General features: G+C 66.8%; 25 protein-coding genes, 1 tRNA gene and 1 rRNA gene (1 of these 27 cut by a window edge). 16 read left to right on the top strand and 11 right to left on the bottom strand.

All coding sequences use genetic code 11. From position 1 onward, the window contains the following. Positions 1-1127 (top strand): phospholipase D family protein (locus H5U26_RS06025; RefSeq protein ID WP_290617616.1); only part of this gene is annotated, 1127 nt, incomplete at its 5' end. A 51-nt stretch (positions 1128-1178) separates the two neighbouring features. Here the strand turns inward: H5U26_RS06025 and H5U26_RS06020 are convergent. The 8 genes from H5U26_RS06020 to H5U26_RS05985 form a co-directional block, all read right to left on the bottom strand. Further along, positions 1179-2372, bottom strand: coding sequence for an STY4528 family pathogenicity island replication protein (locus tag H5U26_RS06020; RefSeq protein ID WP_290617614.1), 1194 nt, complete (start codon positions 2370-2372; stop codon positions 1179-1181). A 3-nt stretch (positions 2373-2375) separates the two neighbouring features. Beyond that, entirely contained in the window at positions 2376-2936 is a 561-nt protein-coding gene (locus H5U26_RS06015) for a DUF2857 domain-containing protein (RefSeq protein ID WP_043105779.1), read from the bottom strand. 17 nt (positions 2937-2953) lie between these two features. Further along, positions 2954-4624: a ParB family protein gene (locus H5U26_RS06010; protein WP_290617610.1), complete on the bottom strand. Its 1671-nt coding sequence runs from the start codon at positions 4622-4624 to the stop codon at positions 2954-2956. Then, complete coding sequence (locus tag H5U26_RS06005; RefSeq protein WP_217978513.1) at positions 4617-4853, bottom strand: type II toxin-antitoxin system HicA family toxin; 237 nt, start codon at positions 4851-4853, stop codon at positions 4617-4619. Before H5U26_RS06005 ends, H5U26_RS06010 begins: the two co-directional genes overlap by 8 nt. After that, the gene (locus H5U26_RS06000; protein WP_290617606.1) at positions 4837-5703 is read right to left on the bottom strand and encodes a ParA family protein; all 867 of its coding nucleotides are present in this window, start codon (positions 5701-5703) and stop codon (positions 4837-4839) included. Before H5U26_RS06000 ends, H5U26_RS06005 begins: the two co-directional genes overlap by 17 nt. A gap of 40 nt (positions 5704-5743) precedes the next feature. Then, positions 5744-5962 (bottom strand): AlpA family transcriptional regulator, encoded by a 219-nt coding sequence (locus H5U26_RS05995; protein WP_136258749.1) that lies wholly within the window; start codon positions 5960-5962, stop codon positions 5744-5746. A gap of 118 nt (positions 5963-6080) precedes the next feature. Continuing rightward, positions 6081-6842 (bottom strand): ATP-binding protein, encoded by a 762-nt coding sequence (locus H5U26_RS05990; RefSeq protein ID WP_290617645.1) that lies wholly within the window; start codon positions 6840-6842, stop codon positions 6081-6083. A gap of 528 nt (positions 6843-7370) precedes the next feature. After that, the gene (locus H5U26_RS05985) at positions 7371-8282 is read right to left on the bottom strand and encodes a LysR family transcriptional regulator (protein ID WP_290617603.1); all 912 of its coding nucleotides are present in this window, start codon (positions 8280-8282) and stop codon (positions 7371-7373) included. Between the two features lie 582 nt (positions 8283-8864). Here H5U26_RS05985 and H5U26_RS05980 point away from each other — a divergent pair. From H5U26_RS05980 to speD, 6 genes are all read left to right on the top strand, one after another. After that, the gene (locus H5U26_RS05980) at positions 8865-9761 is read left to right on the top strand and encodes a LysR substrate-binding domain-containing protein (RefSeq protein ID WP_290617643.1); all 897 of its coding nucleotides are present in this window, start codon (positions 8865-8867) and stop codon (positions 9759-9761) included. A 246-nt stretch (positions 9762-10007) separates the two neighbouring features. Then, positions 10008-10601: an aminodeoxychorismate/anthranilate synthase component II gene (locus tag H5U26_RS05975; RefSeq protein WP_366055887.1), complete on the top strand. Its 594-nt coding sequence runs from the start codon at positions 10008-10010 to the stop codon at positions 10599-10601. Further along, positions 10598-11623 carry an anthranilate phosphoribosyltransferase gene (gene trpD / locus H5U26_RS05970; RefSeq protein WP_290617599.1) on the top strand — a complete coding sequence of 342 codons (1026 nt, stop codon included), beginning with the start codon at positions 10598-10600 and terminating at the stop codon, positions 11621-11623. The genes H5U26_RS05975 and trpD overlap by 4 nt, the downstream gene beginning before the upstream one ends. Then, positions 11620-12423, top strand: a complete 804-nt coding sequence (gene trpC / locus H5U26_RS05965) for an indole-3-glycerol phosphate synthase TrpC (protein ID WP_290617597.1) — start codon at positions 11620-11622, stop codon at positions 12421-12423. The genes trpD and trpC overlap by 4 nt, the downstream gene beginning before the upstream one ends. A 3-nt stretch (positions 12424-12426) precedes the next feature. Beyond that, entirely contained in the window at positions 12427-12837 is a 411-nt protein-coding gene (locus H5U26_RS05960) for a VOC family protein (protein WP_290617595.1), read from the top strand. Positions 12838-12842: 5 nt separating this feature from the next. Further along, positions 12843-13637, top strand: coding sequence for an adenosylmethionine decarboxylase (gene speD / locus H5U26_RS05955; RefSeq protein ID WP_290617593.1), 795 nt, complete (start codon positions 12843-12845; stop codon positions 13635-13637). Between the two features lie 17 nt (positions 13638-13654). Here speD and coq7 read toward each other — a convergent pair whose 3' ends face one another. After that, positions 13655-14299: a 2-polyprenyl-3-methyl-6-methoxy-1,4-benzoquinone monooxygenase gene (gene coq7, locus H5U26_RS05950; protein ID WP_290617591.1), complete on the bottom strand. Its 645-nt coding sequence runs from the start codon at positions 14297-14299 to the stop codon at positions 13655-13657. A gap of 73 nt (positions 14300-14372) precedes the next feature. Between coq7 and H5U26_RS05945 the strand changes: the two genes are divergently transcribed. The 7 genes from H5U26_RS05945 (at position 14373) to erpA (ending at position 18211) form a co-directional block, all read left to right on the top strand. After that, complete coding sequence (locus H5U26_RS05945; protein ID WP_290617589.1) at positions 14373-15017, top strand: alpha/beta fold hydrolase; 645 nt, start codon at positions 14373-14375, stop codon at positions 15015-15017. Between the two features lie 60 nt (positions 15018-15077). Continuing rightward, positions 15078-15509 carry a 50S ribosomal protein L13 gene (rplM, locus tag H5U26_RS05940; RefSeq protein ID WP_068803761.1) on the top strand — a complete coding sequence of 144 codons (432 nt, stop codon included), beginning with the start codon at positions 15078-15080 and terminating at the stop codon, positions 15507-15509. A 22-nt stretch (positions 15510-15531) separates the two neighbouring features. Continuing rightward, a complete protein-coding gene (gene rpsI / locus H5U26_RS05935; protein ID WP_290617586.1) occupies positions 15532-15927 on the top strand; it encodes a 30S ribosomal protein S9 in 396 nt (131 codons plus the stop codon). 21 nt (positions 15928-15948) lie between these two features. Continuing rightward, positions 15949-16022, top strand: a tRNA-Gln gene (locus H5U26_RS05930). A 105-nt stretch (positions 16023-16127) separates the two neighbouring features. Then, the gene (gene argC / locus H5U26_RS05925) at positions 16128-17159 is read left to right on the top strand and encodes an N-acetyl-gamma-glutamyl-phosphate reductase (protein WP_290617584.1); all 1032 of its coding nucleotides are present in this window, start codon (positions 16128-16130) and stop codon (positions 17157-17159) included. Positions 17160-17200: 41 nt separating this feature from the next. Continuing rightward, a complete protein-coding gene (locus tag H5U26_RS05920) occupies positions 17201-17818 on the top strand; it encodes a DUF6776 family protein (protein ID WP_290617582.1) in 618 nt (205 codons plus the stop codon). A gap of 54 nt (positions 17819-17872) precedes the next feature. Then, positions 17873-18211, top strand: coding sequence for an iron-sulfur cluster insertion protein ErpA (gene erpA, locus H5U26_RS05915; protein WP_290617580.1), 339 nt, complete (start codon positions 17873-17875; stop codon positions 18209-18211). 45 nt (positions 18212-18256) lie between these two features. On the opposite strand, the gene H5U26_RS05910 is transcribed toward erpA, so the two are convergent. Together H5U26_RS05910 and H5U26_RS05905 are read right to left on the bottom strand one after the other, a co-directional pair. Then, a complete protein-coding gene (locus tag H5U26_RS05910; protein WP_366055901.1) occupies positions 18257-19369 on the bottom strand; it encodes an anhydro-N-acetylmuramic acid kinase in 1113 nt (370 codons plus the stop codon). After that, the gene (locus H5U26_RS05905; protein WP_290617576.1) at positions 19369-20784 is read right to left on the bottom strand and encodes a peptidoglycan DD-metalloendopeptidase family protein; all 1416 of its coding nucleotides are present in this window, start codon (positions 20782-20784) and stop codon (positions 19369-19371) included. Before H5U26_RS05905 ends, H5U26_RS05910 begins: the two co-directional genes overlap by 1 nt. Before the next feature lie 164 nt (positions 20785-20948). On the opposite strand from H5U26_RS05905, the gene tyrS reads away from it, so the two are divergent. Together tyrS and H5U26_RS05895 are read left to right on the top strand one after the other, a co-directional pair. Beyond that, positions 20949-22151 carry a tyrosine--tRNA ligase gene (tyrS, locus tag H5U26_RS05900; RefSeq protein WP_290617574.1) on the top strand — a complete coding sequence of 401 codons (1203 nt, stop codon included), beginning with the start codon at positions 20949-20951 and terminating at the stop codon, positions 22149-22151. 239 nt (positions 22152-22390) lie between these two features. Continuing rightward, positions 22391-23081, top strand: a 16S ribosomal RNA gene (locus tag H5U26_RS05895) (it continues 853 nt past the right edge of the window).

Raw genomic sequence — 23081 nt, 5'->3', positions numbered from 1 at the left:
GCCTGGAATGCTTGGTGGCCTTCGCGAAGACCTCGGCCATTGGCGACTTGTTGAAGCCCTTGCGCAAGGCGCTGGAAGGGGGATTGAAGGCCAGGTTTGCGATAGGTCTGGACTTCTACCTGACCGAACCCGAAGCACTCCGACAGCTCTTTGCGCTCGCCGAGAAGCACGCGCTCGTCCTGTACCTCAGCAACGCCAGCGACACCTTCCACCCGAAGATCTACGCCTTCCAGAATGGCAAGCAATGCTCGGTGATCGTCGGCTCGGCCAACCTCACCCACGGAGGCTTCTACGGAAACTACGAGGCATCGGCCCTCATCGACGACGCGAGCGGCGCGCTGATGGCATCTGTCACGCGACACCTCGATGCGCTGGTCGCGGACAGGATTCTCGTGCCAGCGACCAAGCCCCGGATTGATGCCTACGAGCGGGAGTACATCATCCACGACACTTGCCGGAAGGTGGCCAAGAAGCGTGCGCAGAAGGCGAGCCGAACCGAGGGGCCGGACTTCACGATCCTGGCCGACCTCCTGGAGCTGATGAAAAGCGACGATTCAGCGCATGGATTCACCGCGCAGAAGACCGGCCGCAAGGGAAACCTGCGCCAGGCAAGGCGCAGGCTGGCAGAGCTGGCGGCCCTGAGCAGCAATGCCAGGCGGGACTTTCCGAGTAAGTACGACGCGCTGATCGGCCTGTTCCATTCCGGCGGGCTGCACCGCGGCAAGAGCCGGATCGCCAACCACCCAGGGCAGTTCGTGGCCGCAGTGGCGGACATCCTTGACCGGCGCAACCTCTCGCCTGCCGAAGCGTTTACCGTTCTACATCGACATTTCGGCGCCATCACCGGAGCAGGCATCAACCTGCTGACTGAGATTCTGCACGCGCTGGACAACAAGCGGTTCGCCGTGATGAACCAGAACGCGGTGTCGGGACTGGCGCTCGCCGGCATCCGGGACTACCCACTGCATCCAACCAAGCAGAACGTCAGTGCGGAAAGCTACGCAAGGTACTGCGGGCATGCCGATACGGTCAGACGATCGTTGGGCCTGGACGACTTCACGGAGCTGGATGCACTGTTCAACTACGCCTATTGGCGGGAAACGGAAGAAGACGAAGCCGCGACCTGACCGGATCACCCCATGGAAGGCGACCTGTTCCGTCTATCCCCTGGGGATAGCTCAGGGATCGCGCAAGGCTGAACGCAGCCGTGCGAGGTAGGCGCGCGCCACCTCGGGGTCGGCTGGGCGGGAGGCCGAAGGCGACGACGATGACGCGGGCCCCGCAGCTCGCGGCGCGAGCGGCGCTGCTGCGTCGGTGCCCGCCCACGCCTTGAACTCTCCGCGGATCGCCTTCTGGATGATGCCGAACAGGTAGCCGGCCGGGTTGCGCACCGCGCTGTTGTGGCAGCGTGCCGCCCACTCGTCGAGAACGGCCTGCCGCTGCGCTTCGTCCACCTGCTGCAGCGCCACCAGCGCGCCGGCCTGCTGCTCGTCCTTCAGGCGCAGGAAACCCTCGGGCAGCCGCAGGTTCTGCAAGGCCCTCGCGCGCGGTACTGTACGTACTTCACTTATACGATCATTACGTACTGTACGGTCCTCCTTCGGAATCCGAAGAGGGCCGTCCGGCGCGGGTTTCGGCCCTGCTTCGGATTCCGAAGACGGGCGCGCGCCATTCCGAAGCGGGGCCTCCTGGCCTTCTTCGGATTCGTGGTCCGCACCCTCCTGTGGAGAACCTTGCGTCGTCCAGCCATGCCGCGCCATGCGCTGCGCCAGCACTTGCAGACGGGTCGGCAGCGTGCGCCCGCTGAGCAGCGGGTCTTCGGTGATCTCCCGCAGCGTGTTCATGCCCACGACCTGCACCGCCTTCGCGGCGTGCGCGAGCGCCTGACTCACCAGGCCCAGGTAGTCCGGGTCGAGCTGCATCGCCTCGAAGGGCGACAGCGGTTCGTCGTGCAGCACGTAGAGGTTGCCCTGGATGCGGCCGGTCTTGGGATCGCGCCGCCGCCGCACCAGGCTGAGCCAGCGCGTCAGCCGCAGCAGCGTCAGGGCGCGCGCCACGGTCTCGTGCGAGGCTTGCGCCGCACAGGGCATGGACGCCAGATAGGGGCGGAGTTGGTCGTAAGTGGGAAAGGCGGTCACGCCGTCGTCGTTGAGCTGCAGGCGGAACACCTGCCAGGCATTGCGCTCCAGCGGCGTCAGGCGCCGGTCGAGGAACAGCCTGCGCGGGACGCTCTCATGGCGGTTGCCGCTGTAGAGGAAACCGTCGGCGGCCGGTGCCGTTCCCTGCGCTGGCTGCAGCTGCCGCAGCGCCTCGTCGAAAAGCGCGGACAGCGCAACGGGGCCTTTACGCCGTGGTGCGCCGTCCGTGGTCATGGCCTACACCAGCCCCTGGTCGATCCAGTTGCGTATCGCCGCCCACACCACCGACATCGGCAGGCTCAGCGCCTCGGCCAGGTCCATGGTCAGTGCCAGCATCGCCATGTCGTCGTTCAGGGCGATATGGCGCTCGGCGACGCCGGCCTTCCAGCGCTCCCACAAGGCCACGTCCTGCGCCTCGTCGAGCACCGGATGCCGGCCCTTGCGCTTGGGCAGCCCAAGGATGTCGCGGCGCAGCGCCACTTCCTGATGCGTGAGGCCGTAGAACTTGCCGACCATCTCCGTGCTCGCCCCCAGGCGCAGCATGCGGTCCACCGTGGCGATCTCCCGCGCCACGTCGTGCACCTGGCTCAGCAGCCGCTTCAGCACCTCCCGGTTCACCGACACCGAACACCACGACACCGTGGCATTCACCAGCATGCTCACGAGTTCGGGATGCTTCAGCGCGTCCAGCTCCTCCTCGCCGAAGCCCATGGCCTTGCAGCGGCGCAGTTGGCCGTTGCGCAAGTCATGCAGGGCCTGGGCGATCACGGCCTGGTTGAGCGGGTGCGGCGCCGACATGGGAGGCTCCTGCGCGTTCAGGACTCGCGGCCCGGGTCGCCGGCTTCCAGGTCCAGCAGCCGGCGCGCCAGGCGCAGCAGACGGAACAGCTTCACCAGCCCGGCATCGCTCAGGCGCGTGGCCGAGCCGCCGTGCCCATGCAGCAGCGCCCCCAGGTCGTCGGCCAGCCGCGCGCGGTCCAATCCGTTCGCGGCGGGCGGCGCGGCACTCAGCGCATGCAGCAGGGTCAGCACCGCCCGCGCGAACGCCGGCAGCGCCTTCGCTTGGTCCACCGCCGGCGCCATGCAGACGAAGCCGATGCCGCCGGCGCTGGCCTCGATGTGGTCGGCGACTGCCGCTTCCCCGGCGATCTCGCGCGCGAACTGCGCGATGTGCACCCGCAGGCGATCCGGCGCGTCCAGCCCCGGCTCGATGTACCAGACGTCCGAGATGGGATAGAGCCCGCCGGCTTGCACAGGGACTGCGCGCAGCGCATCGGCCTCGAAGTCGGGCCGCTGGTCGCCGAGCCGGTCCGCGACCATCCGCTGGATGGACTGCAGGCGCTCGGTGGTCGCTGCCGGTGTCACGATGTGCCCCTGCAGGCGCTCGTCGCGTTGCTCGTCCTGCTCGCTCGGCACGGGGGTAGTGTCTGCGTCCTCTCCGCTGCCCGAGTCGGGTGGTGCAATGGGCGGCGCGGGTGGGGTAGCGGCCGGGGGCGCGGTTGGCGTGGTGTCCTGCAACGCGGGATCGGTGGGTGGCCGTCGAGTCGCGGGAACCGCCGCTGCAGCGGGCACTGGCCCCGCCGGTTCGCTGGTCAGCGCATGCTGGCGGCTTTCGCTGTCGTTGATCTCCAATGCCAGCGTGTCGTAGTCGGCCTCCAGCAGCTCGGCCATCTGGCCCACCAGCTCGTCCTGCACCCGCTGCGGCGAGAAGTCGTCCGGCCTTGTGTCGAACTGCGCCAGCACGTCCTGAAACAAGGTGGCGAAGTCCACGGCCACGGTGCGGCCCAGCGCACGCCGCTCCCAGGTGCGCTCGCACGCCTTGCGCAGCACTGCGAGCCGGTCCACCTGATGCCGGCCCAGTCCGCCGTACAACAGCGTCGGGATCGCCGGCAGCAGATAGCGCACCGCATCGTTCATGCGGCTGATGTGTGACTGCGGCACCGGATAGCCGTCGGCCGTCAGCCGCCGCGCGAGTTCGCTCTGCGACAGCGCCTGGCCGCTTTCCTGCTCGTAGAACTCGCGCGCCTTCTCGATGCCCAAGGCCCGCTCGATGAAGGTCAGCCCGCCGCGCAGCTCGTTCTCGGCCAGATGCCCGGTCAGCGCCACGATTTCGCCGCGCGCCGGCCACGGGCGGAACAGGCACGCAATGCGGAAGAAGCGTTCCTCCTTGGTCTCGCTCCACAACTCGCGCAGGATCGCCAGCCGCGTGTTGCCGCCGTTGCGAATGATGTAGTGCGCCTCGCCCGGCCTGCGCGTGATCGCGGGGGGCGCGTCCAGCCCGCGTTCGCGGATGGACGCCTTGATCTCCGCATAGGCCGGGTTGCGCGTCACGCGCGGGTCGTGGTCGTAGGGCCGCAACTGATCCAGCGTCACCACCATCGGCGTGTCGGCGATGGGGTCGCTCAAGGTCGCGGCCGAAGGGCCGCTGCGGTCGAAGCCGGTGGCCAGCAGCTTGGCAGCCATGTCCTGCGGCGTCAGCTCAGCCACGGCCGTTCTCCTGCGCCTGCCGGTCGGCGCGGCGAAGCTGCGCGCGGGCATTGCGGTCGGCACGGTGGTCGCTCGCGGTCGAGCTGGTGTAGATCGACGCGCAGCCTGGTTTCGTAAACTTCAGGTGCCCGCCGGACGTGCGCACCACGCGCCAGCCTTCGTCCAGCGCGAACTCGATCAGCGCGCGCAGCCGTTCACGGCCGCGCGCCAGTTCATGCGCGCTCGCCACGGCCGGCCCCTCGCGCGTCGACCCGGCCGGTGACCCACGCGAAGCGCTCCCGCCACGCGGGGAACAGCTCGCCGGCCAGCGTGCGCATGGTGTCCAGCGCCGCGGGCGCCAAGCGCCCGGCCGGCCGCCGGCACTCCAGCCGATGCACCGGCAAGCCTCGTGTCGCGGCGCGCGGATAGGCTTCGATGGCCGGCACGTCGGTGCCCAGCACCTGCACGCCGGGCTGTTCCTGGAACACCTGTCGCAGCGCCTGCTGGACCAGCCGCGCGTTCGACGACACCGGATGCACACGGTTGATGAGCAGGCGCAGCGGCGGCGGCTCGATGCCCAGGTGCCGATACGGCGCGATGTCCTCGATCAGTTGCAGGGTGCCGCGGCGCAGCTCGCGCGCCGCGAGGATTTCCGGCGTCACCGGCGACAGTGCCAGGTCGGACGCCAGCACCGCCATCTCCAGCAGCACGCTGCGCGCGCCCTGGGTGTCGATCAGCAGCAAGTCGTAGTGCGTGCGAAAGACGGGCAGCAGGTGGCGCAGCCGCAGGCGCCCATCCGGTGCGTGCAGCAGCAGCGTGTTCAGTTCGCCGCGGTCGTCGTTGGAGAGCACCAGGTCCAGGCCCGCGATCGCGGTGCGCGACACCAGTTGCTCGATGCGCCGCTCGTTGAAGGCCAGCATCTCGTAGATGCCGCCGGGCGCGCGCACGTCCAGCGTGAAGTAGCTCGACAGCGTGGGCTGCACGTCCAGGTCCAGCAGCAGCACGCGCAGCCCGGCATCGGCGATGAAGCCGCCCAGGTTGGCCGCCGTCGTGGTCTTGCCCACGCCGCCCTTGGTCGAAATGATGGACACCACTTGCATGAGCTTCTCCTCGTCGAATGGCATGAACCGAGAAGAAGCGTCAGGCGCGTTCTTTGAGGCGATCGGCGATCCACTGTTCGATCTCCACCGAGTCCCAGCCCACCGCGCGCACGCCCAGGCGCAGCGCCTTGGGGAACTTGCCTTCCTTCATCAGGCTGTAGATGTGCGCGCGCTTGAAGCCGGTCTTGGCTTCGACCTCGGCGCGGCGCAGGATGCGGTGTTCGATCGGTGCTGCCGTGGCGGCGGTCTGCGAAGACATGAGGGTCACTCCTTAACGCTCAGTGGCGCTGATTGGCGTGACTCGAATTAAGAACGCCGCGTTGAAGAAAGACACCGCAAATGCGGTATTCGCGACCGCAGATACGGTCTGGCATCGCTCAGGAAGTTGTGCTCTGCAAATTGCGCCGAGCCAGTGCGAACTTGGCCTGCAGGGTGCGTTCGGTGATGCCCATCGCGTTGCCGTGGTGCGCCACCATCGCGCTGATGATGGCCTCCTGCGTCAGGAAGCTGGAGTACGGCGTGCCGCTGGGCGACTTGCCCAGCAGCAGCGTCAGTAGCCCCCCAACGATGTTCAGGTAGGTCGATTCGCTGCGCGGCCCCGGCGTGTTCGCACGCTCCGCGTCGGCCGCGCAGGCGGCGTGCGTTCTGAGCAGCGCCTCATGCTCGGCGCGCAGCGTCTCATGCACGCCCAAGTGTTCCGCCAGCCGCGCCTTGATCGCTTCCCGCTCGACCAGCAATGCGCCCACTGTGTCCAAGCTGATCGCCGGGTGAAGCGCACGCTCGATCTCATCGAACAGAAACGCCGGTTTCTCGCCGGGGTAGTAGTGCGCCATCCAGGCTTTCAGATCGACGTGCCGCACCGTCAGCGACGAGTCGTCCATCGCCAGGCCTTGCGTGTCCCGCCCCAAGCCCTCCTTGCCATACGGCATCTCGCCGTGAGCCAGCGCATCGAAGATTCTTTCGGCGTTCAACCGCAGCATCGGCCAGCGCGGAAACTCCATTGCCTCCGGCAGAGGCCGCTGTCCCAAGGTCGCCAGGATGCGCCGCTCGAAGCGCAGCAATCCGCTCCAGCGGATTGCCGCCTCGATCGGGCGGTAGTAGGTCTTGGCGCCATCGGCCAGGCTGCTCGACTTCGGCATATCGCGCGCCTCCATTCGTCATCGCACCGAGTCCACGCCGCGCACCCGCCGTACCGGCGGGGTGCGTGGCGGTCCTGGAATCTCCGGGAGAAACGCGTGGCTGGCGAAGCGGCGAAGACCAGGGCAGCGGCGATGCCGCCGGTTTGTTGCGGGATGGGCGCCTTGCCCCGCATGGCCCCAACGCTCACGATTCACAAGCCGCGAAACAGGCTGTCACCCCGCATCGTTCGCGGGCGTCGTGCCTCACCCGGATGACCGAGCCGGAGTCTCTGCAGGGCAAAATGCCCAGTAAAGCGCGATCGGCTCGACACCCCAGAGCCGATGCGCATACGGCAAGCACTGTTGCGCCGCGCGTCTTCGCTGTGACGCGCCACGATGGGCATGCGAAGTTGCTCGCAGGATGCCAACGGCAAGCGCGAGCAACGCCTGAGTGCAGCGCGCCCGTGCACAGCCAATGGAATCCCGCTGTGGCAAAACAGGTCTGGCGCTTTGACCAAAATGGAATCGGTCAACCCGCCTGAAGCAGCCTCATGCGAGCCGTTGCGTATCCAACGGCATATGGCCGACACGCTGAGCACGGTCGATGAAGTGGCGCAGCGGCTCCGACATCGCGCCCTCGGGATGTAGCAGGTAGGTCGTCAACGCCGCCGAATCTTCGTCCAGCGGCCGGACGATCACGTCCGCCTGCCGGCATGCCACCGCGTGGGCCGCGGTGGAAAATCCCACGCCATAGCCGGCCGCCACCAGGGCCAGCATCAACGAGTGGGTCGTCACGTACTCGGCCACGACCGGCGGTGTCTCCACCAGGCGCAGCAGGCGCTCGCATTGCCGGCTGCACTCCTGACAAGCCTGCGGGTGGCACAGCACCAGCGGGTAGCCCACCACCTCGTCCAGCGGTACCCGCTTGTGCGCCAGCAAGGGGTGTCGCGTGGGTATGGCCACCACGAGCGGGTCTTGCCACACCGGTATGGCGACCAGTCCGGCCTGCATCTCGCCGGCCATCGCAAAGGCGGCGTCGTACAGGCCGTTGCCCAGCCCGCCCACCACCTGCGACAGCGGCGCCTCGAACAGCCGGATGCCCACTTCCGGCGCCTCCTCCCGGCACAGGGCGAGCAGTGCCGACAGGCGGGCCGGCCCGACGCCGCCGGCCAGGGCGATGCGCAGGGTGTCCCGGTGTCCCGCCGCGACCGCACGCGCCTTGGTCCGGGCGTGCTCAAAGGCCAGCAGCACGCGCCGGGCCTCCTCCAGGAACGCCTGCCCGGCCGGAGTCAGGCGCATGGTCCGCGACCTGCGCTCCAGCAGCGCTACGCCCAGGTCCGCCTCCAGTTGGCGAATCGTGCGCGACAGGGGCGACTGCTCCACATGCAGCCGCCGCGCCGCCCGGCCGAAGTGCAACTCCTCGGCTACGGCGATGAAACAGCGAAGATGGCGTAAGTTCATGTATTTCCCCCAAACGTACGGAGTCCATTCCTCTGACTGTAGGGAACTGCATGGGTGCTTCCCGGCGGCGATGCCGGTCACAGAGGCTTGGCAATCGCCGCCCTCCGGCCTTGTGTCGTCGGCACGGGGGGGCGACTGTCCAACGCAAGGCCGGTTGTCCATTCCGTGTAGCCTTGGCGGATAATTGCGAATAATTCCATTATTGTCTTCGTCCAAGCGAGGTAAGCGCGGTGGGCTGCACCGATCGCGACACCAGCGATGTTCGTGCGCAGTGCCCGGCACATCGACGGATTTTTCGGCGTCGCGGATGCGGCATCGTCTTCGTAGCCCCGATTCGCAGGGAAGGCCTGTGCCACGTTGCTTGGCTGCCTGTCCCGGCATGGTATGGCAGCAGCACCGGGACCTTGGGCATTCAATGCCCGGGGTTGGTGCGCCGGCCTGTCACACGAGCGTCGGCGACGAGCCCGTTCCCGACGGGGATGACTGCTTCGACGCGATGCAAACGAAGGAGGTGCTGACGGGAATGTAGATGGAGATGTGGCGCCCGAGGCCGAAGGAGAAAAAGACAGACAGGAGGCGGCCGTGGATTTCAGATTGCTGCGTTACTTCGTCGCAGTTGCGGAAGAACTGCATCTGGCCCGTGCAGCCGAGCGCCTGGGCATCGCACAATCGCCTCTGTCGCGTGCGATGCGCGATCTGGAAAGCCAGCTTGGCGTGCAGCTGTTCGACCGCGGCACCCGCCGGACGCGGCTGACCTGGGCGGGCCAGGTGTTCCTCGGCGAATGCCGGCGCGTGCAGGCCGCCGTGGAGCAGGCGGTCAGGAGCGCCAAGGCGGCGGCGCAGGGCTACCAAGCCCATCTGCGCATCGGCTTCTGCGACAGCTTGGCGCAGCCCCGCATCGCCACCTTGCTGGCGCGCAGCCGCGAGGATGATCCCGAGCTGGAGATTCGCGTCTTCGACCTGCCGTTCGCGCAGCAACTGAACGTGCTGCGCAACGATCTGCTGGACATCGGCTTTGCGTTGTCAAACGCGGTGCATGATGGCCTCGTCGCCGAGCCGGTGTGGACCGATCCGCTGTCGGTGATCCTGCCCGCACGCCATCCCTTGCTGGCACACGTGCAGGTGCCGCTGGCCGAAGCCCTGAAATTCCCGCTGGTTCTGTGCCATCCCGATTCGGGATCGGGCTGCCGCCATCAGATCCAGGCGGTGCTGCAGGACGCGGGCACGCTGCTCAGGGTGGTCGATGAGGTGACCAGCCTGGGCGTGATGTTGACCCTGGTCGGCGCCGGCTACGGTATCGGCTTCGCCATCGCCTCGCACGTGCAGACGCTGCAGCGGCCGGACATCTCCATTCGTCCCCTGGCCGGTACGCCACCGATGCTCTCTACCTACCTGCTGCGCCGCCAAGGGGAACCCTCGGAGCCCATGAAGCGGTTCATGGAGCGAGTGATGGCCATGACCGCGCGGTCGGAGGAGTGAGCCGTTTTCGTGATGGTCGCAGGCGCCAACGAGGCAAGCGCAGGACGTGCTACTACGGTAGACGGCTAGCAGGAGGTCCGTGGTAAAACGCGATGCGGTGTTGCTTCCTGTGCGGGCTGCCGCTGGTTGCGGCGGTATTTTCGGCGCTTGTTCCACTGGAATCTGGCGCCAATGTGTATAACGATGTGAGTAATATGCGCCATATAGACGAATATTTAATTTATAGATCAATAGATTACATGTAATATGTTACTCATGCTCGACAACTACGATTCGTTCACCTACAACCTGGTGCAGTACCTGGGTGAGCTGGGCGTGGACGTGCGCACCGAACGCAACGACTGCATCGACGTGGATGCGATCGAACGCCTGGCGCCGCAGCACATCGTGATCTCGCCGGGGCCGTGCACGCCGACCGAAGCCGGCATTTCGCTCGAGCTGATTCATCGCTTCGCCGGGCGGGTGCCGATCCTGGGCGTATGCCTGGGTCATCAGGCCATCGGCCAGGCCTTCGGCGGGCGGGTGATCCGTGCCGATCAGGTCATGCACGGCAAGACCTCGCCGGTCACGCACACCGGCGAGGGGCTGTTCGCGGGCCTGCCCAGCCCCTTCACGGCCACCCGCTACCACTCGCTGGTGGTCGAGTGGGCCAGCCTGCCGCAGTGCCTGGAAGTCACCGCCTGGACCTGCCACCCGGACGGCCGGCCGCACGAGATCATGGGCCTGCGCCACCGCACGCTGCCGGTGGTGGGCGTGCAGTTTCACCCCGAGTCCATCCTGACCCAGCACGGCCATGCGCTGCTGGCCAATTTCCTGAAGATCACTGCGGGCGCGGCATGAGCGTGGCGGCGGCGCTGGCCCGCGTGGTGGCGGGCACAGACCTGGATCAGGCCCAGATGGCGGCCGCCATGCGCTCGATAATGAGCGGTGAGGCCACGCCGGCGCAGATCGGCGGCCTGCTGGTGGCGCTGCGCATGAAGGGCGAGACGGTGGTGGAAATCGCCGCCGCGGCGCAGGTCATGCGTGAATTCGCCGTGCCGGTCGAGGTGGCGCCCGAACGCCTGGTCGACACCTGCGGCACCGGCGGCGACGGCGCCGGCCTGTTCAATGTGTCGACCGCGGCCGGCTTCGTGGTGGCGGCGGCCGGCGGGCGGGTGGCCAAGCACGGCAATCGCTCCGTATCGAGTTCCAGCGGCAGCGCCGATGTGCTGGAGGCGCTCGGCGTGCGCATCGCCCTGTCGCCGGCGGCCATCGCCCGCTGCATCGACGAGGTCGGTTTCGGCTTCATGTTCGCGCCGGCGCATCACGGCGCCTCGCGCCATGCGCTGGGGCCGCGCCGCGACATCGCCATCCGTACGCTGTTCAATCTGCTCGGGCCCCTGACCAACCCGGCCCGACCACTGGGCCAGGTGGTGGGTGTGTACGACGCCGCGCTGGTGGAGCCGATCGCGCAGGTGCTGGCACGCCTGGGCAGCCGCCACGTGCTGGTGGTGCATGCCGACGATGGTCTGGACGAGATCAGCCTGGGCGCTGCCACTGAGGTGGCGGAACTCAGGGACGGCGCCGTGCGTAGCTACCGCGTCGAGCCGGAGCAGTTCGGCTTTGCGCGGGTGGCCAGCGAGCGCCTGGCAGTGGCCGACGTGACCGCCAGCGTGGCCCTGTTGCGGGAGGCCCTGGCCGGCACGCCGGGGCCGGCGCGCGACATCGTGGCCCTGAATGCCGGCGCGGCGCTGTATGTGGCGGGCCTTGCCGATTCGCTCGCCAGCGGCGTGCAGCGCGCTGGCGAGGTGCTGGCCAGCGGCGCCGCGCTGCATCGAGTGGGTGCCCTGGCGGCCCTGTCGCAGCGTCTGGAGGCGGCATGAACACGCCGGATGTACTGAAGAAAATCCTCGCCGCCAAGGCAGACGAGGTGGCCGCCGCGCGCCGCGCAAGGCCGTTGCCCGAGCTGCGGCGCGAGGCCGAGGCCATGCCGCCGACTCGTGGCTTTGCCGCGGCGCTGGCGGCCCGCGTCGGTGCCGGTCAGGCGGCGGTAATCGCCGAGATCAAGCGCGCTTCGCCCAGCAAGGGCCTGCTGCGGGCCGATTTCGACCCGCCCGCCTTGGCCCGCAGTTACCTGGCCGGCGGCGCCGCATGCCTTTCGGTGCTCACCGACGCGCCGTTCTTCCAGGGCAGCCTGGAGGACCTGCGCGCCGTGCGCGCGGCGGTGGCCCTGCCGCTGCTGCGCAAGGATTTTTTGCTCGACGCCTACCAGATGTACGAGGCGCGCGCGGCCGGTGCCGATTGCATCCTGCTGATCGTGGCGGCGCTCGACGATGCCAGGCTGCGCGATTTCGCGGCTCTGGCGCGGGAGCTTGGGCTCGACGCGTTGGTCGAGGTCCACGACGAGGCGGAGCTGGAACGCGCAGCGGCGCTGGAGCCGACGCTGCTTGGCGTCAACAACCGCAACCTGCACACCTTCGAGACCACGCTGGATACCACCGTGCGGCTGGCGCGCCGGGCGCCGGCCGGCTGCCTGCTGGTGGCGGAAAGCGGCATTCACGGCCGGGGCGATGTGGCACTGATCCGCGCCGCGGACGTGCATGCCTTCCTGGTCGGCGAGGCCTTCATGCGCGCGCCGGATCCGGGCGCCCGCCTGCGCGAACTGTTCCACACCGAGGGCTGAATCATGTCGCCGCGTCCTCCCGCCCACGCCGGCCTGCGCCACGTGGCCCTGTTCGTGGAGCCCTTCGAGGCCTGCGAACGCTTCTATGTCGATCTGCTGGGCATGCACGTCGAGTGGCGGCCGGACGCCGATAACGTTTACTTGAGCTCCGGCCACGACAACCTGGCCCTGCACCGGGGGCCGCCGCCGGCCGCCCAAGGCCAGCGCCTGGATCACATCGGCTTTCTGCTGGCGCGCATCGAGGATGTCGACCCCTGGCACGAATTTCTGCGCGACAATGGCGTCCCCATCGTCGCCGCGCCGCGCACCCATCGCGACGGCGCGCGCAGCTTCTACTGCCTGGACCCGGCCGGCAACCGGGTACAAATCATCTTTCACCCCCCCTTGGCCGGCGTGCTGCGCCCGCTGCGGTAATTCCGATGCCCGAACTCGACGACAAGCTCAAGCTGCACGGTTTCAATAACCTGACCAAGACCCTGAGCTTCAACATCTACGACATTTCCTACGCGCTGACGCGCGAGGCCCAGCAGCAATACATCGAGTACATCGACGAGACCTACAACGCCGAGCGCCTGACGCGCATCCTGAGCGAGGTGGCCGACATCATCGGCGCCACCATTCTGAACATCGCACGCCAGGACTACGATCCGCAGGGCGCCAGCGTGACCATGCTGATCTCCGAGGGCAACCATGCCGAAGGCAGTTCCGGCGAGGGCCCCGGCCCGCGGCCGGACGCCGTGGTGGGACATCTGGACAAGAGCCACGTCACGGTCCACACCTACCCCGAGCAGCACCCCGACAACGGCATCAGCACCTTCCGGGCCGACATCGACGTGTCGACCTGCGGCCACATCTCGCCGCTGCGGGCGCTGAACTTCCTGATCCACAGCTTCGAGTCGGACATCGTGATCCTGGACTACCGGGTGCGCGGCTTCACCCGCGACGTGCGCGGGCGCAAGCACTACATCGACCACACCATTCATTCCATCCAGAACTACATCGACGCCGACACCCTGGCGCGCTTTCACGCCGTGGATGTGAACGTCTACCCGGAAAACATCTTCCACACCAAGCTGCGGGTGCGCGAGTTCGACCTGGACAACTACCTGTTCGGCGTCAATGCCGCCGAGCTGCCGGCGCAGGAACGCGCCGCCACGGCGGCCCGCCTGGAGCGGGAAATCCAGGAAATCTTCTACGCCACCAACATGAAGTAGGCCGCGCGCCGGCCGGTTTACACCCGGTAGGCGGTGCTGGTCATCACCCGGGACGCCAGGCGCATCAGGCCGCGCACGGGCGCCGGCAGCTCGCGGCCACCGGCGCGGCGCGCGTCCTCGCCGTGGCGGATCTCGTCGCGGCGCATCTGTTCCAGCACTGCGCGACTGCGCTGATCGCCCGCCGGCAGGCGCTGCAAGTGATCGCCCAGGTGCGCCTCGACCTGGCGTTCGGTCTCGGCGATGAAGCCAAGGCTCCAGTCGTCTCCCGCCAGCCCGGCCAGCGTACCGATGGCCAGCGCGCCACCGAACCAGGCCGGGTCGAGCAGGCTGCGCCGGCCGCCAAGCGCCCGCAGGCGGGCACGACACCAGTCGACATGGGCCGCTTCCTCGGCGCCGGCGGAGCGCAGTCGGCTGAGCGTCTGTGGCGACCGGGCCGCCAGCGACTGCCCCAGATACAGGCCCTGCGCGGCCAGCTCGCCAGCGTGGTTGACGCGCATCAGCGCGGCGGCCTTTTCGCGATCGGCGGCCGTCAGGCCGGATGCTTCCGGCAGCTCATCGGCCGGATTGCGAACGGCCGGCGTGGGTGCGCCGGGCGCCAGGCGCAGCAGGCGGTCCACGGACAACAACAGGCGATCGAGCGGGCGAAAACGGATCTCGGACATGGATCGAGCCGGGTGGTGGCTGGAGCCTGAAGTCTATACTTGCGGTTCGCGCCCGCCTTGATTTCGAGTGCCCATGACGACCCCGCCCGCCCCCAAACAGCGTATCCAGATCACCGGCCCGGCAGGGCCGCTTGAAGTGCTGATCGAACCGGCCCAGGACCCGGGCGGACCGCTGTGCGTCGTCTGTCATCCACACCCGCAGTACGGCGGCACGCTCGATAACAAGGTGGTCTATACCCTGGCGCGGGCCGCCAACGAACTGGGCGCGATCGCGGTGCGCTTCAATTTTCGCGGTGTGGGCCACAGCGCGGGGGAGTTTGGCCAGGGCGTTGGCGAGCTGGATGATCTGCTGGCGGTTGTGGCCTGGGCGCGCGCGGCATATCCGGATCGGTCGTTTCATCTGGCCGGTTTCTCCTTCGGCGCCGCAATGGCGCTGCGCGGCCATGTCGCAGCCGACGCGGCCAGTCTGCTGCTGGTGGCACCCCCGGCGGGGATGGGCTATCTGGATGAGGTCACGGCGCCGCAGTGCCCTTGGCAGGTGATTCACGGCAGCCGCGACGAGTTGATCGAGCTCGCGACGGTGAGGCGCTGGCTGGCGCGCGTGGCAGGGCCGCTGCCGCCACTGACCGTGATCGACGAGGCAGATCATTTCTTTCACGGCCGTCTGACACCGCTGCGCGAGGCGGCGAGTGCGTTCTGGAGCGGCGTCTTGCCTTGACACCACGCGCCGCGCTGAATAGGATGCACGGCCTTTTTGGCAGGCCACCGCGATCCGGGCATGAAGACGACTGTTAGCGCTACGCCGCAGACAATACGGCAGGACTGGTTTCTCGTAGACGCCGACGGCAAGACGCTCGGGCGCCTGGCGTCGGAGATCGCCCGTCGCCTGCGTGGCAAGCACAAGCCGCTGTACACGCCGCACATGGACACCGGCGATTACATCGTCGTGGTCAATGCCGAGAAGGTGCGCGTGACCGGCCGCAAGCTGACCGACAAGCTGTACCAGCATCACACCGGCTACATCGGCGGGCTGCGTACCGAGACCTTCGCCGATCGCATCGCGCGCCGGCCGACGCTGGTGCTCGAGCAGGCGGTCAAGGGCATGCTGCCCAAGAACCCGCTCGGCCGGGCCATGTTCAGCAAGCTCAAGGTCTACGCCGGCGCCGAGCATCCGCATACCGCCCAGCAGCCGCAGGCGCTGGACATCTGATTCACGCAGTTCGGACTCCGTCATGCCAGTAGTGCAGAACAAGATCTCGGTTGGCCGCCGCAAGTCGGCCTCGGCGCGCGTCATCCTGCGCCTGGGCAAGGGCGACATCTCCATCAACGGCCGCAGCCTGGACGCGTATTTCGGTCGTCCGACCTCGCGCATGCTGGTTCGCCAGCCGCTGGAGACCGTCGGCCGGCCGGACAGCTTCGATCTGCGCATCACCGTGCAGGGTGGTGGGCCGAACGGACAGGCCGGCGCCATCCGCCACGGCATTACCCGCGCCTTGATCGAGTTCGACGAAACCTTCCGCCCGGCCCTGCGCAAGGCCGGCTACGTGACGCGCGACGCGCGCGAGGTCGAGCGCAAGAAGGTCGGCCTGCACAAGGCGCGGCGCGCGCCCCAGTTCTCCAAGCGCTGATCGGCGCCGGGGGATTCCGGGTGGGGGATCGTCCAACGGTAGGACAACGGACTCTGACTCCGTCAATCTAGGTTCGAATCCTAGTCCCCCAGCCAATACGCTTTTCCAGAAAGCCCGGCCTGCTCATCACGCCGGGCTTTTTTGTTGTGCACGGGGTTTGGGTCTACCTTTGCCGGCCAGGCCAGGACGAGGGATCGATCATGATCAAAGTGGCAATCGTCGGCGGCACCGGCTACACCGGGGTCGAACTGCTGCGTCTGTTGGTACAGCATCCGCAGGTGGAAATGGCCGTCATCACCTCCCGCGGCGAAGCGGGTCGGCCGGTCAGCGATCTGTTCCCGAGCCTGTCCGGCCGGCTCGATCTTGCATTCCGCGAGGTCGATGTGCGGGCACTTGCCACCTGCGATGTGGTGTTCTTCGCCACGCCCAACGGCGTTGCCATGCAGCAGGTGCCGACGCTGCTGGATGCCGGGGCGCGGGTCATCGATCTGGCGGCCGACTTTCGCCTGCGCGATCCGGCGGTATGGGAGCGCTGGTACGGCATGCCGCACGCCTGTCCGCAGTTTCTGGAAGAAGCCGTCTACGGCTTGCCGGAGCTGAACCGCGAGCGCATCGCCGGCGCCCGCCTGATTGCCAATCCAGGCTGTTATCCGACCGCGGTGACGCTCGGTTTGCTGCCGCTGCTCGAAGCCGGCCTCGTCGATCCGGGCGAGCTGGTGGCGGATTGCAAGTCCGGGGTCAGCGGGGCCGGACGGCACGCGCGAGCCGACCTGTCGTTCTGCGAAGCCAATGAGAATTTCAAGGCCTATGGTGTGTTTGCCCACCGCCACCAGCCGGAAATCGTGCAGAACCTCGGCGCGGTAACGACCGGCGCGGCGCTGGACCTGACCTTCGTGCCGCATCTGTTGCCGATGAACCGCGGTATCCACGCCACGCTTTATGCCCGTTTGTGTGCCGGTGCACACGTCGACCTGCAGGCTTTGTATGCGTCCCGTTACCGGGGCGAGCCGTTCGTGCGCGTGTTGCCGGCGGGCAGTCATCCGCAGACCAGCGAGGTGCGCGCCGGCAACGATTGCGCAATCGCCGTGCACGAGTCCGGCAACCGCGTGGTGGTGCTGTCGGTGATCGACAATCTGGTCAAGGGCGCCGCCGGCCAGGCGATCCAGAACATGAACCTGATGTTTGGACTCGATGAGACGCTGGGTCTGCGCCAGCCGGCCCTGGCGCCTTGATGGCCCGTCCGCCGCCATGGGTGTGGCGGTGTGCGGCAAGTATGTTTCTTGGGATAGCGCTGGGCGTGCTGGGCGCGCGCCTGCTCGATCGGCGGGCGCCACAAAAGCCCCCGGCCCAGCCAACCGACGTCGCGCTGCGCGAGCAGAATGCGGCGCTTCGGCAGCTGCAGGCGGTAGACCGCGAGGCGCAGGCCATGCTGCGCCAGCAGCTCGCCGACCTTAGCGCGCAAAACGGTGAACTCAGCCGCCGTCTTGCCCTGCTGCGCGGAGTGTTGGCGCCTGACGGGCAGGCGCCGGAACTGGGTGTCGCCGATCTGTTGCTCAGTCCACAGGCTGACGGTGGGCGCGTCGGGTATCGGCTGCTGGTGGCGCAGGTCGCGTCGCCACTGGCCGATGGCAAGCTGACGGGGCGAGCCGAGCTGTGGATTCTTGGGGAGCTGGAGGGACGGCCACAGGAAATTCGGGTGGCGCAGTTGCGGCTGGCTTTGCAGCGACTGCAGACCTTTTCCGGCACCTTGGTGTTGCCGGCCGGGTTGCGGCCGCAGCGGCTGCGGGTGGTTCTGGAGCCCCGCGGGCAGACGGCACTGCCGTTCGAGTTCGCCTGGCAGGAGCTGATTGCCGCCGGCCAGCCCATGACGGCGGCAACTCCGCTACCCTAAGAAGGTCTTAAGTTTGTGAGCGCGCCTGCGCTTGTTGTTTTCCGGAGTATCCCCATGCCGAATACCGCACCAGTCCTGTTCACCGAAAGCGCTGCCCGGCGGGTGGGCGAACTGATCGCCGAGGAAGGCAACCCGCAGCTGAAGCTGCGCGTGTTCATCAGCGGCGGCGGCTGCTCGGGTTTTCAGTACGGTTTCACGTTCGACGAGAACGTGGACGAGGGCGACTGCGCAGTGGCAACCGAGGGCGTGACCTTGCTGATCGATCCGCTCAGCCTGCAATACATGGAAGGCGCCGAGATCGATTACAGGGAAGACTTCCAGGGCGCGCAGTTCGTGATCCGCAATCCGCAGGCCACGACGACCTGCGGTTGTGGGTCGTCCTTCAGCGTCTGAGCCGCTTGCAGCGGCGGTCTGAGCAAGCGCCGCGCCGGCGGCCGCTCAACCGGGCAGATACACGCAGCCGAGGATCACCGGCCGTCGCGCGCCGGTGATCCGGCGAAGATCCAGCGCCGTTTCGTGCATGCGCTGGCGGGCCAGCCAGGCAAAGGCCAAGGCTTCCACCCATTGCGGGTCCACGCCGGCCGCAGCGGTGGTTTCGACCCGCAGCGGCGTAAGGCGCCGGGCAAGGCGGTCCAGAAGATCCGTGTTGCGCGCGCCGCCCCCGCAGACCAGTAGTTCCTCGATTTCGTCTCGACCGCGCAGGGCTCGAGCAACCGCGGCGGCAGTAAATTCCGCGAGCGTCGCCTGCACGTCGGCCGGGTGCAGGTTCCCGAATCCGGCCAGTACGGCGTCGAGCCAGCGCAGATTGAAATCCTCGCGCCCGGTACTTTTGGGCGGCGGGCGGTCGATGAACGGATGTGCCAGCAAGGCGGCCAGCAGCTGCGGGTCGGCCGTGCCCAGTGCGGCGAACCGGCCCTCGGCGTCGTAGGGCTGTCCGAGGTGCCGTGCAGCCCAAGCGTCCAGCAGCACATTGCCGGGACCGACATCCCAGCCGCTCGTGTCGGCGCCCAGCAGCGACACATTCGCCATGCCGCCCAGGTTCAGCACCGCACGTCGGCGGCCGGCAGTGCCGAAGGCCGCCTGGTGAAACGCCGGTGCCAGCGGCGCGCCCTGTCCGCCGGCAGCAATGTCGGCGCTGCGAAAATCGGCCACCGTCGGAATGCCGGTACGCACCGCAATCAGCGCGCAATTGCCGATTTGCAGGCTGTGCGGTGCCGGTCCATCCGGGCTGTGGCGAATCGTTTGCCCGTGACAGCCGATGGCGCGCACGGCATGGGCCGGAACCCCCACCGTGTCCAGCAAACGCAGCGCACAGTCCGCGAAGCGCTGTCCAAGATCGTGATGCAGCTGCAGGGCCAGGCCGAGGTCTTCTTCCCCCGGGCGCTGCAGCGCATCGAGTTGGTGACGCAAGTCGTGCGTGAGCGCGGCGCTGTGGGTAGCGCGGATGCGCGGTTGTCCGTTGGGCGGAAACTCGGCCAGAACGCCGTCGATGGCGTCCTGGCTGGTGCCACTCATCAGGCCGATGTAGAGCTCGGCGGGCGGCGGGTCGATCACTGCGCCTGGGCAGGATCCGTCTGTGCAACCCGGCGCGTTGCCAGTGCGTCCAGTTTCGCCACCCAGCCCGAGGTCTGGGTCAGGAAATGACGCCGGTAGGCGTCCGGCAGCGGTTGCGCATTCGGAAGGGCCACGGTCAGTGGATCCTTGGTTTGGCCATTCACCTGGAATTCGTAATGCAGGTGCGGGCCGGTGGCCCATCCGGTAGACCCGACATAGCCGATGACCTGGCCCTGGTTCACCCGTTGTCCGACGCGCATGTTGGGCGCAAAGCGGCTCAGGTGCGCATAGAGCGTTCGGTTGCCGCGGCCGTGATCGATGATCAGGACATTCCCGTAACCGCCCTGCCGACCGGCGAACGCAACCTGGCCGTCGCCTGTGACCTGCACGGGGGTGCCAGTGGCGGCGCCGTAATCGACGCCGCGGTGTGGGCGAACGGTTTTGAAAATGGGGTGCAGTCGGTTCGGATTGAAGCGCGAGGTAATGCGCGTTACCGGCAGCGGGTTGCGGCTGAAGGCCTTGCGCATGCTGCTGCCGTCCGGTTTGTAGACGGCTACCCGGCCGTCCGGATCGGTGTAGCGCACGGCCCGCAGGACCTTGCCCTTGTTGACGAATTCGGCGGCCAGTATGTCACCGTCGCGTACCTTCTCGCCGTCGGCCGTCAGCTCATTGTAGATAACAGCGAAGCGATCACCGGGCTGCAGGTCCTGCGTGAAGTCGATGTCCCAGCCAAACATTTCCGCCAGTTCCAGGACCAAGCGGTCGGACAGCCCGGCCTGCTGCGCCGACATATATAAGGAGCTGTTGATCACGCCGGCGGCCTGCGCTTGCACGGTTTGGGTCGGCCGGGTATGCAGGAGTGCGGAGTAGCCGTCGAAGTCCCGCCGGACCTCCAGCTTGTTCAGCGGGTCGATCTCCAGGTCCAGGGCCATAAGCTCGCCATCGGCTGCACTGGCGCGCAGCACCTGGCCGGGTTTCAGGTCGAGCAGGGAGCGCGCCTGCTGGCCGGCGTCCATGACGGACTGCACGGTGCCGGGCCCAAATCCCATGGCCCGCATGGCCTGAAAGAAACTCTCGCCGGGCCGGATTCGATGCTCCAGCCAAGCCTCATCGAGTTGCTCTAGGGCGACCCCCGTGGCTGCCTCGATTTCCGGCAGCGGGTAGGGCCTCTCGACTGCAGGCGCGTTGAGACGCTCGGGGATGCTGGCCAGGCTCTCGGCGGTGCGCGCCACGAGCATGGCTACCATCAGTGCCATGCACGAGCCGAACGCCCACGGCAACAGATGACGCGCAGGGCTCGGGTCAGGCGACGTTGTGCCGTGTCCCCTGGAGATTCCCACACTGGCGGGAGCGGACTGCAAACGGCGGGAGCGGCGACTGATAATGGTAGAAACCTCTGTGATACCTGTCATATGAACTTGGCCGCTGGCGGGCAAGTGCGTACAGTGCTGGGTGGCTGGTTGCAAGCACAAGTGACGGTACGATGCACCAATGATTCAGCATTCTTCACTTGCGAGTGACAAGATTGCAACCCTACAGGACGTGTTTTTGAATTCATCGGTCGGGCCAAATAGTGATGCTTGAGGGCACAAATAACGATCCACTCGAAACGATCCGGCGCGGCGCGGACGAAATTCTTCCGGAACGGTCGCTCGCCGAGCGGCTGCAGGAGGGGCGTCCCCTGCGCATCAAGGCGGGCTTCGACCCCACCGCACCGGATCTTCACCTGGGCCACGCGGTCCTGTTGGGCAAGCTTCGTCAGCTGCAGGATCTGGGCCACCAGGTGCTGTTCGTGGTCGGCGACTTCACGGCGATGATCGGCGACCCAACCGGCCGCAACGCAACGCGCAAGCCGCTGACCCGAGAGGCCATCGTTCGCAATGCCGACACCTACCAGCAGCAGGTGTTCAAGGTGCTCGATCCGCAGCGCACGCAGGTCCTATTCAACTCGACGTGGCTGGAGCCCCTCGGCGCGGCGGGGATGATTGGTCTGGCCGCGCACACGACGGTCGCGCGCATGCTGGAACGCGACGATTTCTCGCAGCGCTACCGCTCCGGTCAACCGATCGCCGTGCACGAGTTCCTTTACCCGCTAATGCAGGGCTACGACTCGGTGGTTCTGGAAGCTGACCTCGAACTGGGTGGTACCGACCAGAAGTTCAACCTCCTGATGGGGCGTCAACTCCAGCAGGCGTACGGCAAGCGACCCCAGTCGATCCTGACCATGCCACTGCTCGAGGGGTTGGATGGCGTCAAGAAGATGTCCAAGTCGCTCGGGAACTACGTCGGAATCACGGAACCCCCGAACGAAATGTTCGGCAAGCTCATGTCGATCTCGGACGATCTGATGTGGCGCTACATGGGGCTTTTGAGTAGTCGCACGCCAGCGCAACAGCAGGAGTTGCGGGAAGCCATCGAGGCCGGCCGAAACCCGATGGAGGCCAAGCTCGAACTGGCGGAGGAACTGGTGACGCGGTTTCACACGCCGGCGCAGGGCGTCGCAGCGCGCCGCGCCTTCGTCGAGCGCTTCCGTCACGGAGAACTGCCCGAGGACCTGCCGGTGCTCCGACTCGACGCCCCAGGAGGACTCATGGTCGGGCTTGCGCTGCAGCGGGCGGCGCTCGCGGGCAGCGTTTCGGAGGCGATGCGCCTGATCAGCCAGGGTGCGGTGCGCGTCGACGGCGTTCGAATCGACGACCCGAAGCGCGTTCTGGGCGCAGGCAGCGAATATCTGGTTCAGGTCGGCAAACGACGCGCGTGTCGTATCCACCTGATGTAGAAGGTGTATTTTTAGAACGCGGTGGGGCTAGGAAAAATATTCGTTCTCCCCTGTTGACGCACCCGCGAACCTCATGAATAATTCGCCTCCCTCGCCGGTCACGAACCGGCCCGCTCTTTGAAAAACCGAGATCAGGTAATTTGTGTGGGCGCTTGCGTCTGATGGTTAGTCAAACCTGCTTGAGATAAGGGGTTCGCCCCTTAGAAGACCGAATAAGACTGTTCGCAGTCTTCGGGATTTAATTGAAGAGTTTGATCATGGCTCAGATTGAACGCTGGCGGTATGCTTAACACATGCAAGTCGAACGGCAGCACAGGATAGCTTGCTATCCGGGTGGCGAGTGGCGGACGGGTGAGTAACGCGTAGGAATCTACCTTTTCGTGGGGGATAACCCGGGGAAACTCGGGCTAATACCGCATACGCCCTACGGGGGAAAGCGGGGGACCTTCGGGCCTCGCGCGGAATGATGAGCCTGCGTCCTATCAGGTAGTTGGTGAGGTAATGGCTCACCAAGCCGACGACGGGTAGCTGGTCTGAGAGGACGACCAGCCACACTGGGACTGAGACACGGCCCAGACTCCTACGGGAGGCAGCAGTGGGGAATATTGGACAATGGGGGAAACCCTGATCCAGCAATACCGCGTGTGTGAAGAAGGCCTTCGGGTTGTAAAGCACTTTTAGCAGGAAAGAAAGGCCGTGCGCTAATACCGCATGGTTCTGACGTTACTTGCAGAAAAAGCACCGGCTAACTCCGTGCCAGCAGCCGCGGTAATACGGAGGGTGCAAGCGTTAATCGGAATTACTGGGCGTAAAGCGCGCGTAGGCGGCTTGTTAAGTCGGATGTGAAATCCCCGGGCTCAACCTGGGAACTGCATTCGATACTGGCTGGCTAGAGTGTGGTAGAGGGAAGTGGAATTCCAGGTGTAGCGG

This window comes from Immundisolibacter sp., assembly GCF_014359565.1.
Classification (GTDB): Bacteria; Pseudomonadota; Gammaproteobacteria; order Immundisolibacterales; family Immundisolibacteraceae; genus Immundisolibacter.
Note: the sequence above shows the minus strand (reverse complement) of the source record. Positions and strands in the feature narration are given on the sequence as shown.

Coding starts and splice junctions, on each gene's coding strand:
- H5U26_RS06020 (WP_290617614.1), bottom strand. CDS start 2,372: ATGACCACGGACGGCGCACCACGGCGTAAAGGCCCCGTTGCGCTGTCC.
- H5U26_RS06015 (WP_043105779.1), bottom strand. CDS start 2,936: ATGTCGGCGCCGCACCCGCTCAACCAGGCCGTGATCGCCCAGGCCCTG.
- H5U26_RS06000 (WP_290617606.1), bottom strand. CDS start 5,703: ATGCAAGTGGTGTCCATCATTTCGACCAAGGGCGGCGTGGGCAAGACC.
- H5U26_RS05995 (WP_136258749.1), bottom strand. CDS start 5,962: ATGTCTTCGCAGACCGCCGCCACGGCAGCACCGATCGAACACCGCATC.
- H5U26_RS05990 (WP_290617645.1), bottom strand. CDS start 6,842: ATGCCGAAGTCGAGCAGCCTGGCCGATGGCGCCAAGACCTACTACCGC.
- H5U26_RS05985 (WP_290617603.1), bottom strand. CDS start 8,282: ATGAACTTACGCCATCTTCGCTGTTTCATCGCCGTAGCCGAGGAGTTG.
- H5U26_RS05975 (WP_366055887.1), top strand. CDS start 10,008: ATGTTACTCATGCTCGACAACTACGATTCGTTCACCTACAACCTGGTG.
- trpD (WP_290617599.1), top strand. CDS start 10,598: ATGAGCGTGGCGGCGGCGCTGGCCCGCGTGGTGGCGGGCACAGACCTG.
- trpC (WP_290617597.1), top strand. CDS start 11,620: ATGAACACGCCGGATGTACTGAAGAAAATCCTCGCCGCCAAGGCAGAC.
- H5U26_RS05960 (WP_290617595.1), top strand. CDS start 12,427: ATGTCGCCGCGTCCTCCCGCCCACGCCGGCCTGCGCCACGTGGCCCTG.
- speD (WP_290617593.1), top strand. CDS start 12,843: ATGCCCGAACTCGACGACAAGCTCAAGCTGCACGGTTTCAATAACCTG.
- coq7 (WP_290617591.1), bottom strand. CDS start 14,299: ATGTCCGAGATCCGTTTTCGCCCGCTCGATCGCCTGTTGTTGTCCGTG.
- H5U26_RS05945 (WP_290617589.1), top strand. CDS start 14,373: ATGACGACCCCGCCCGCCCCCAAACAGCGTATCCAGATCACCGGCCCG.
- rplM (WP_068803761.1), top strand. CDS start 15,078: ATGAAGACGACTGTTAGCGCTACGCCGCAGACAATACGGCAGGACTGG.
- rpsI (WP_290617586.1), top strand. CDS start 15,532: ATGCCAGTAGTGCAGAACAAGATCTCGGTTGGCCGCCGCAAGTCGGCC.
- argC (WP_290617584.1), top strand. CDS start 16,128: ATGATCAAAGTGGCAATCGTCGGCGGCACCGGCTACACCGGGGTCGAA.
- H5U26_RS05920 (WP_290617582.1), top strand. CDS start 17,201: ATGTTTCTTGGGATAGCGCTGGGCGTGCTGGGCGCGCGCCTGCTCGAT.
- erpA (WP_290617580.1), top strand. CDS start 17,873: ATGCCGAATACCGCACCAGTCCTGTTCACCGAAAGCGCTGCCCGGCGG.
- H5U26_RS05905 (WP_290617576.1), bottom strand. CDS start 20,784: ATGACAGGTATCACAGAGGTTTCTACCATTATCAGTCGCCGCTCCCGC.
- tyrS (WP_290617574.1), top strand. CDS start 20,949: ATGCTTGAGGGCACAAATAACGATCCACTCGAAACGATCCGGCGCGGC.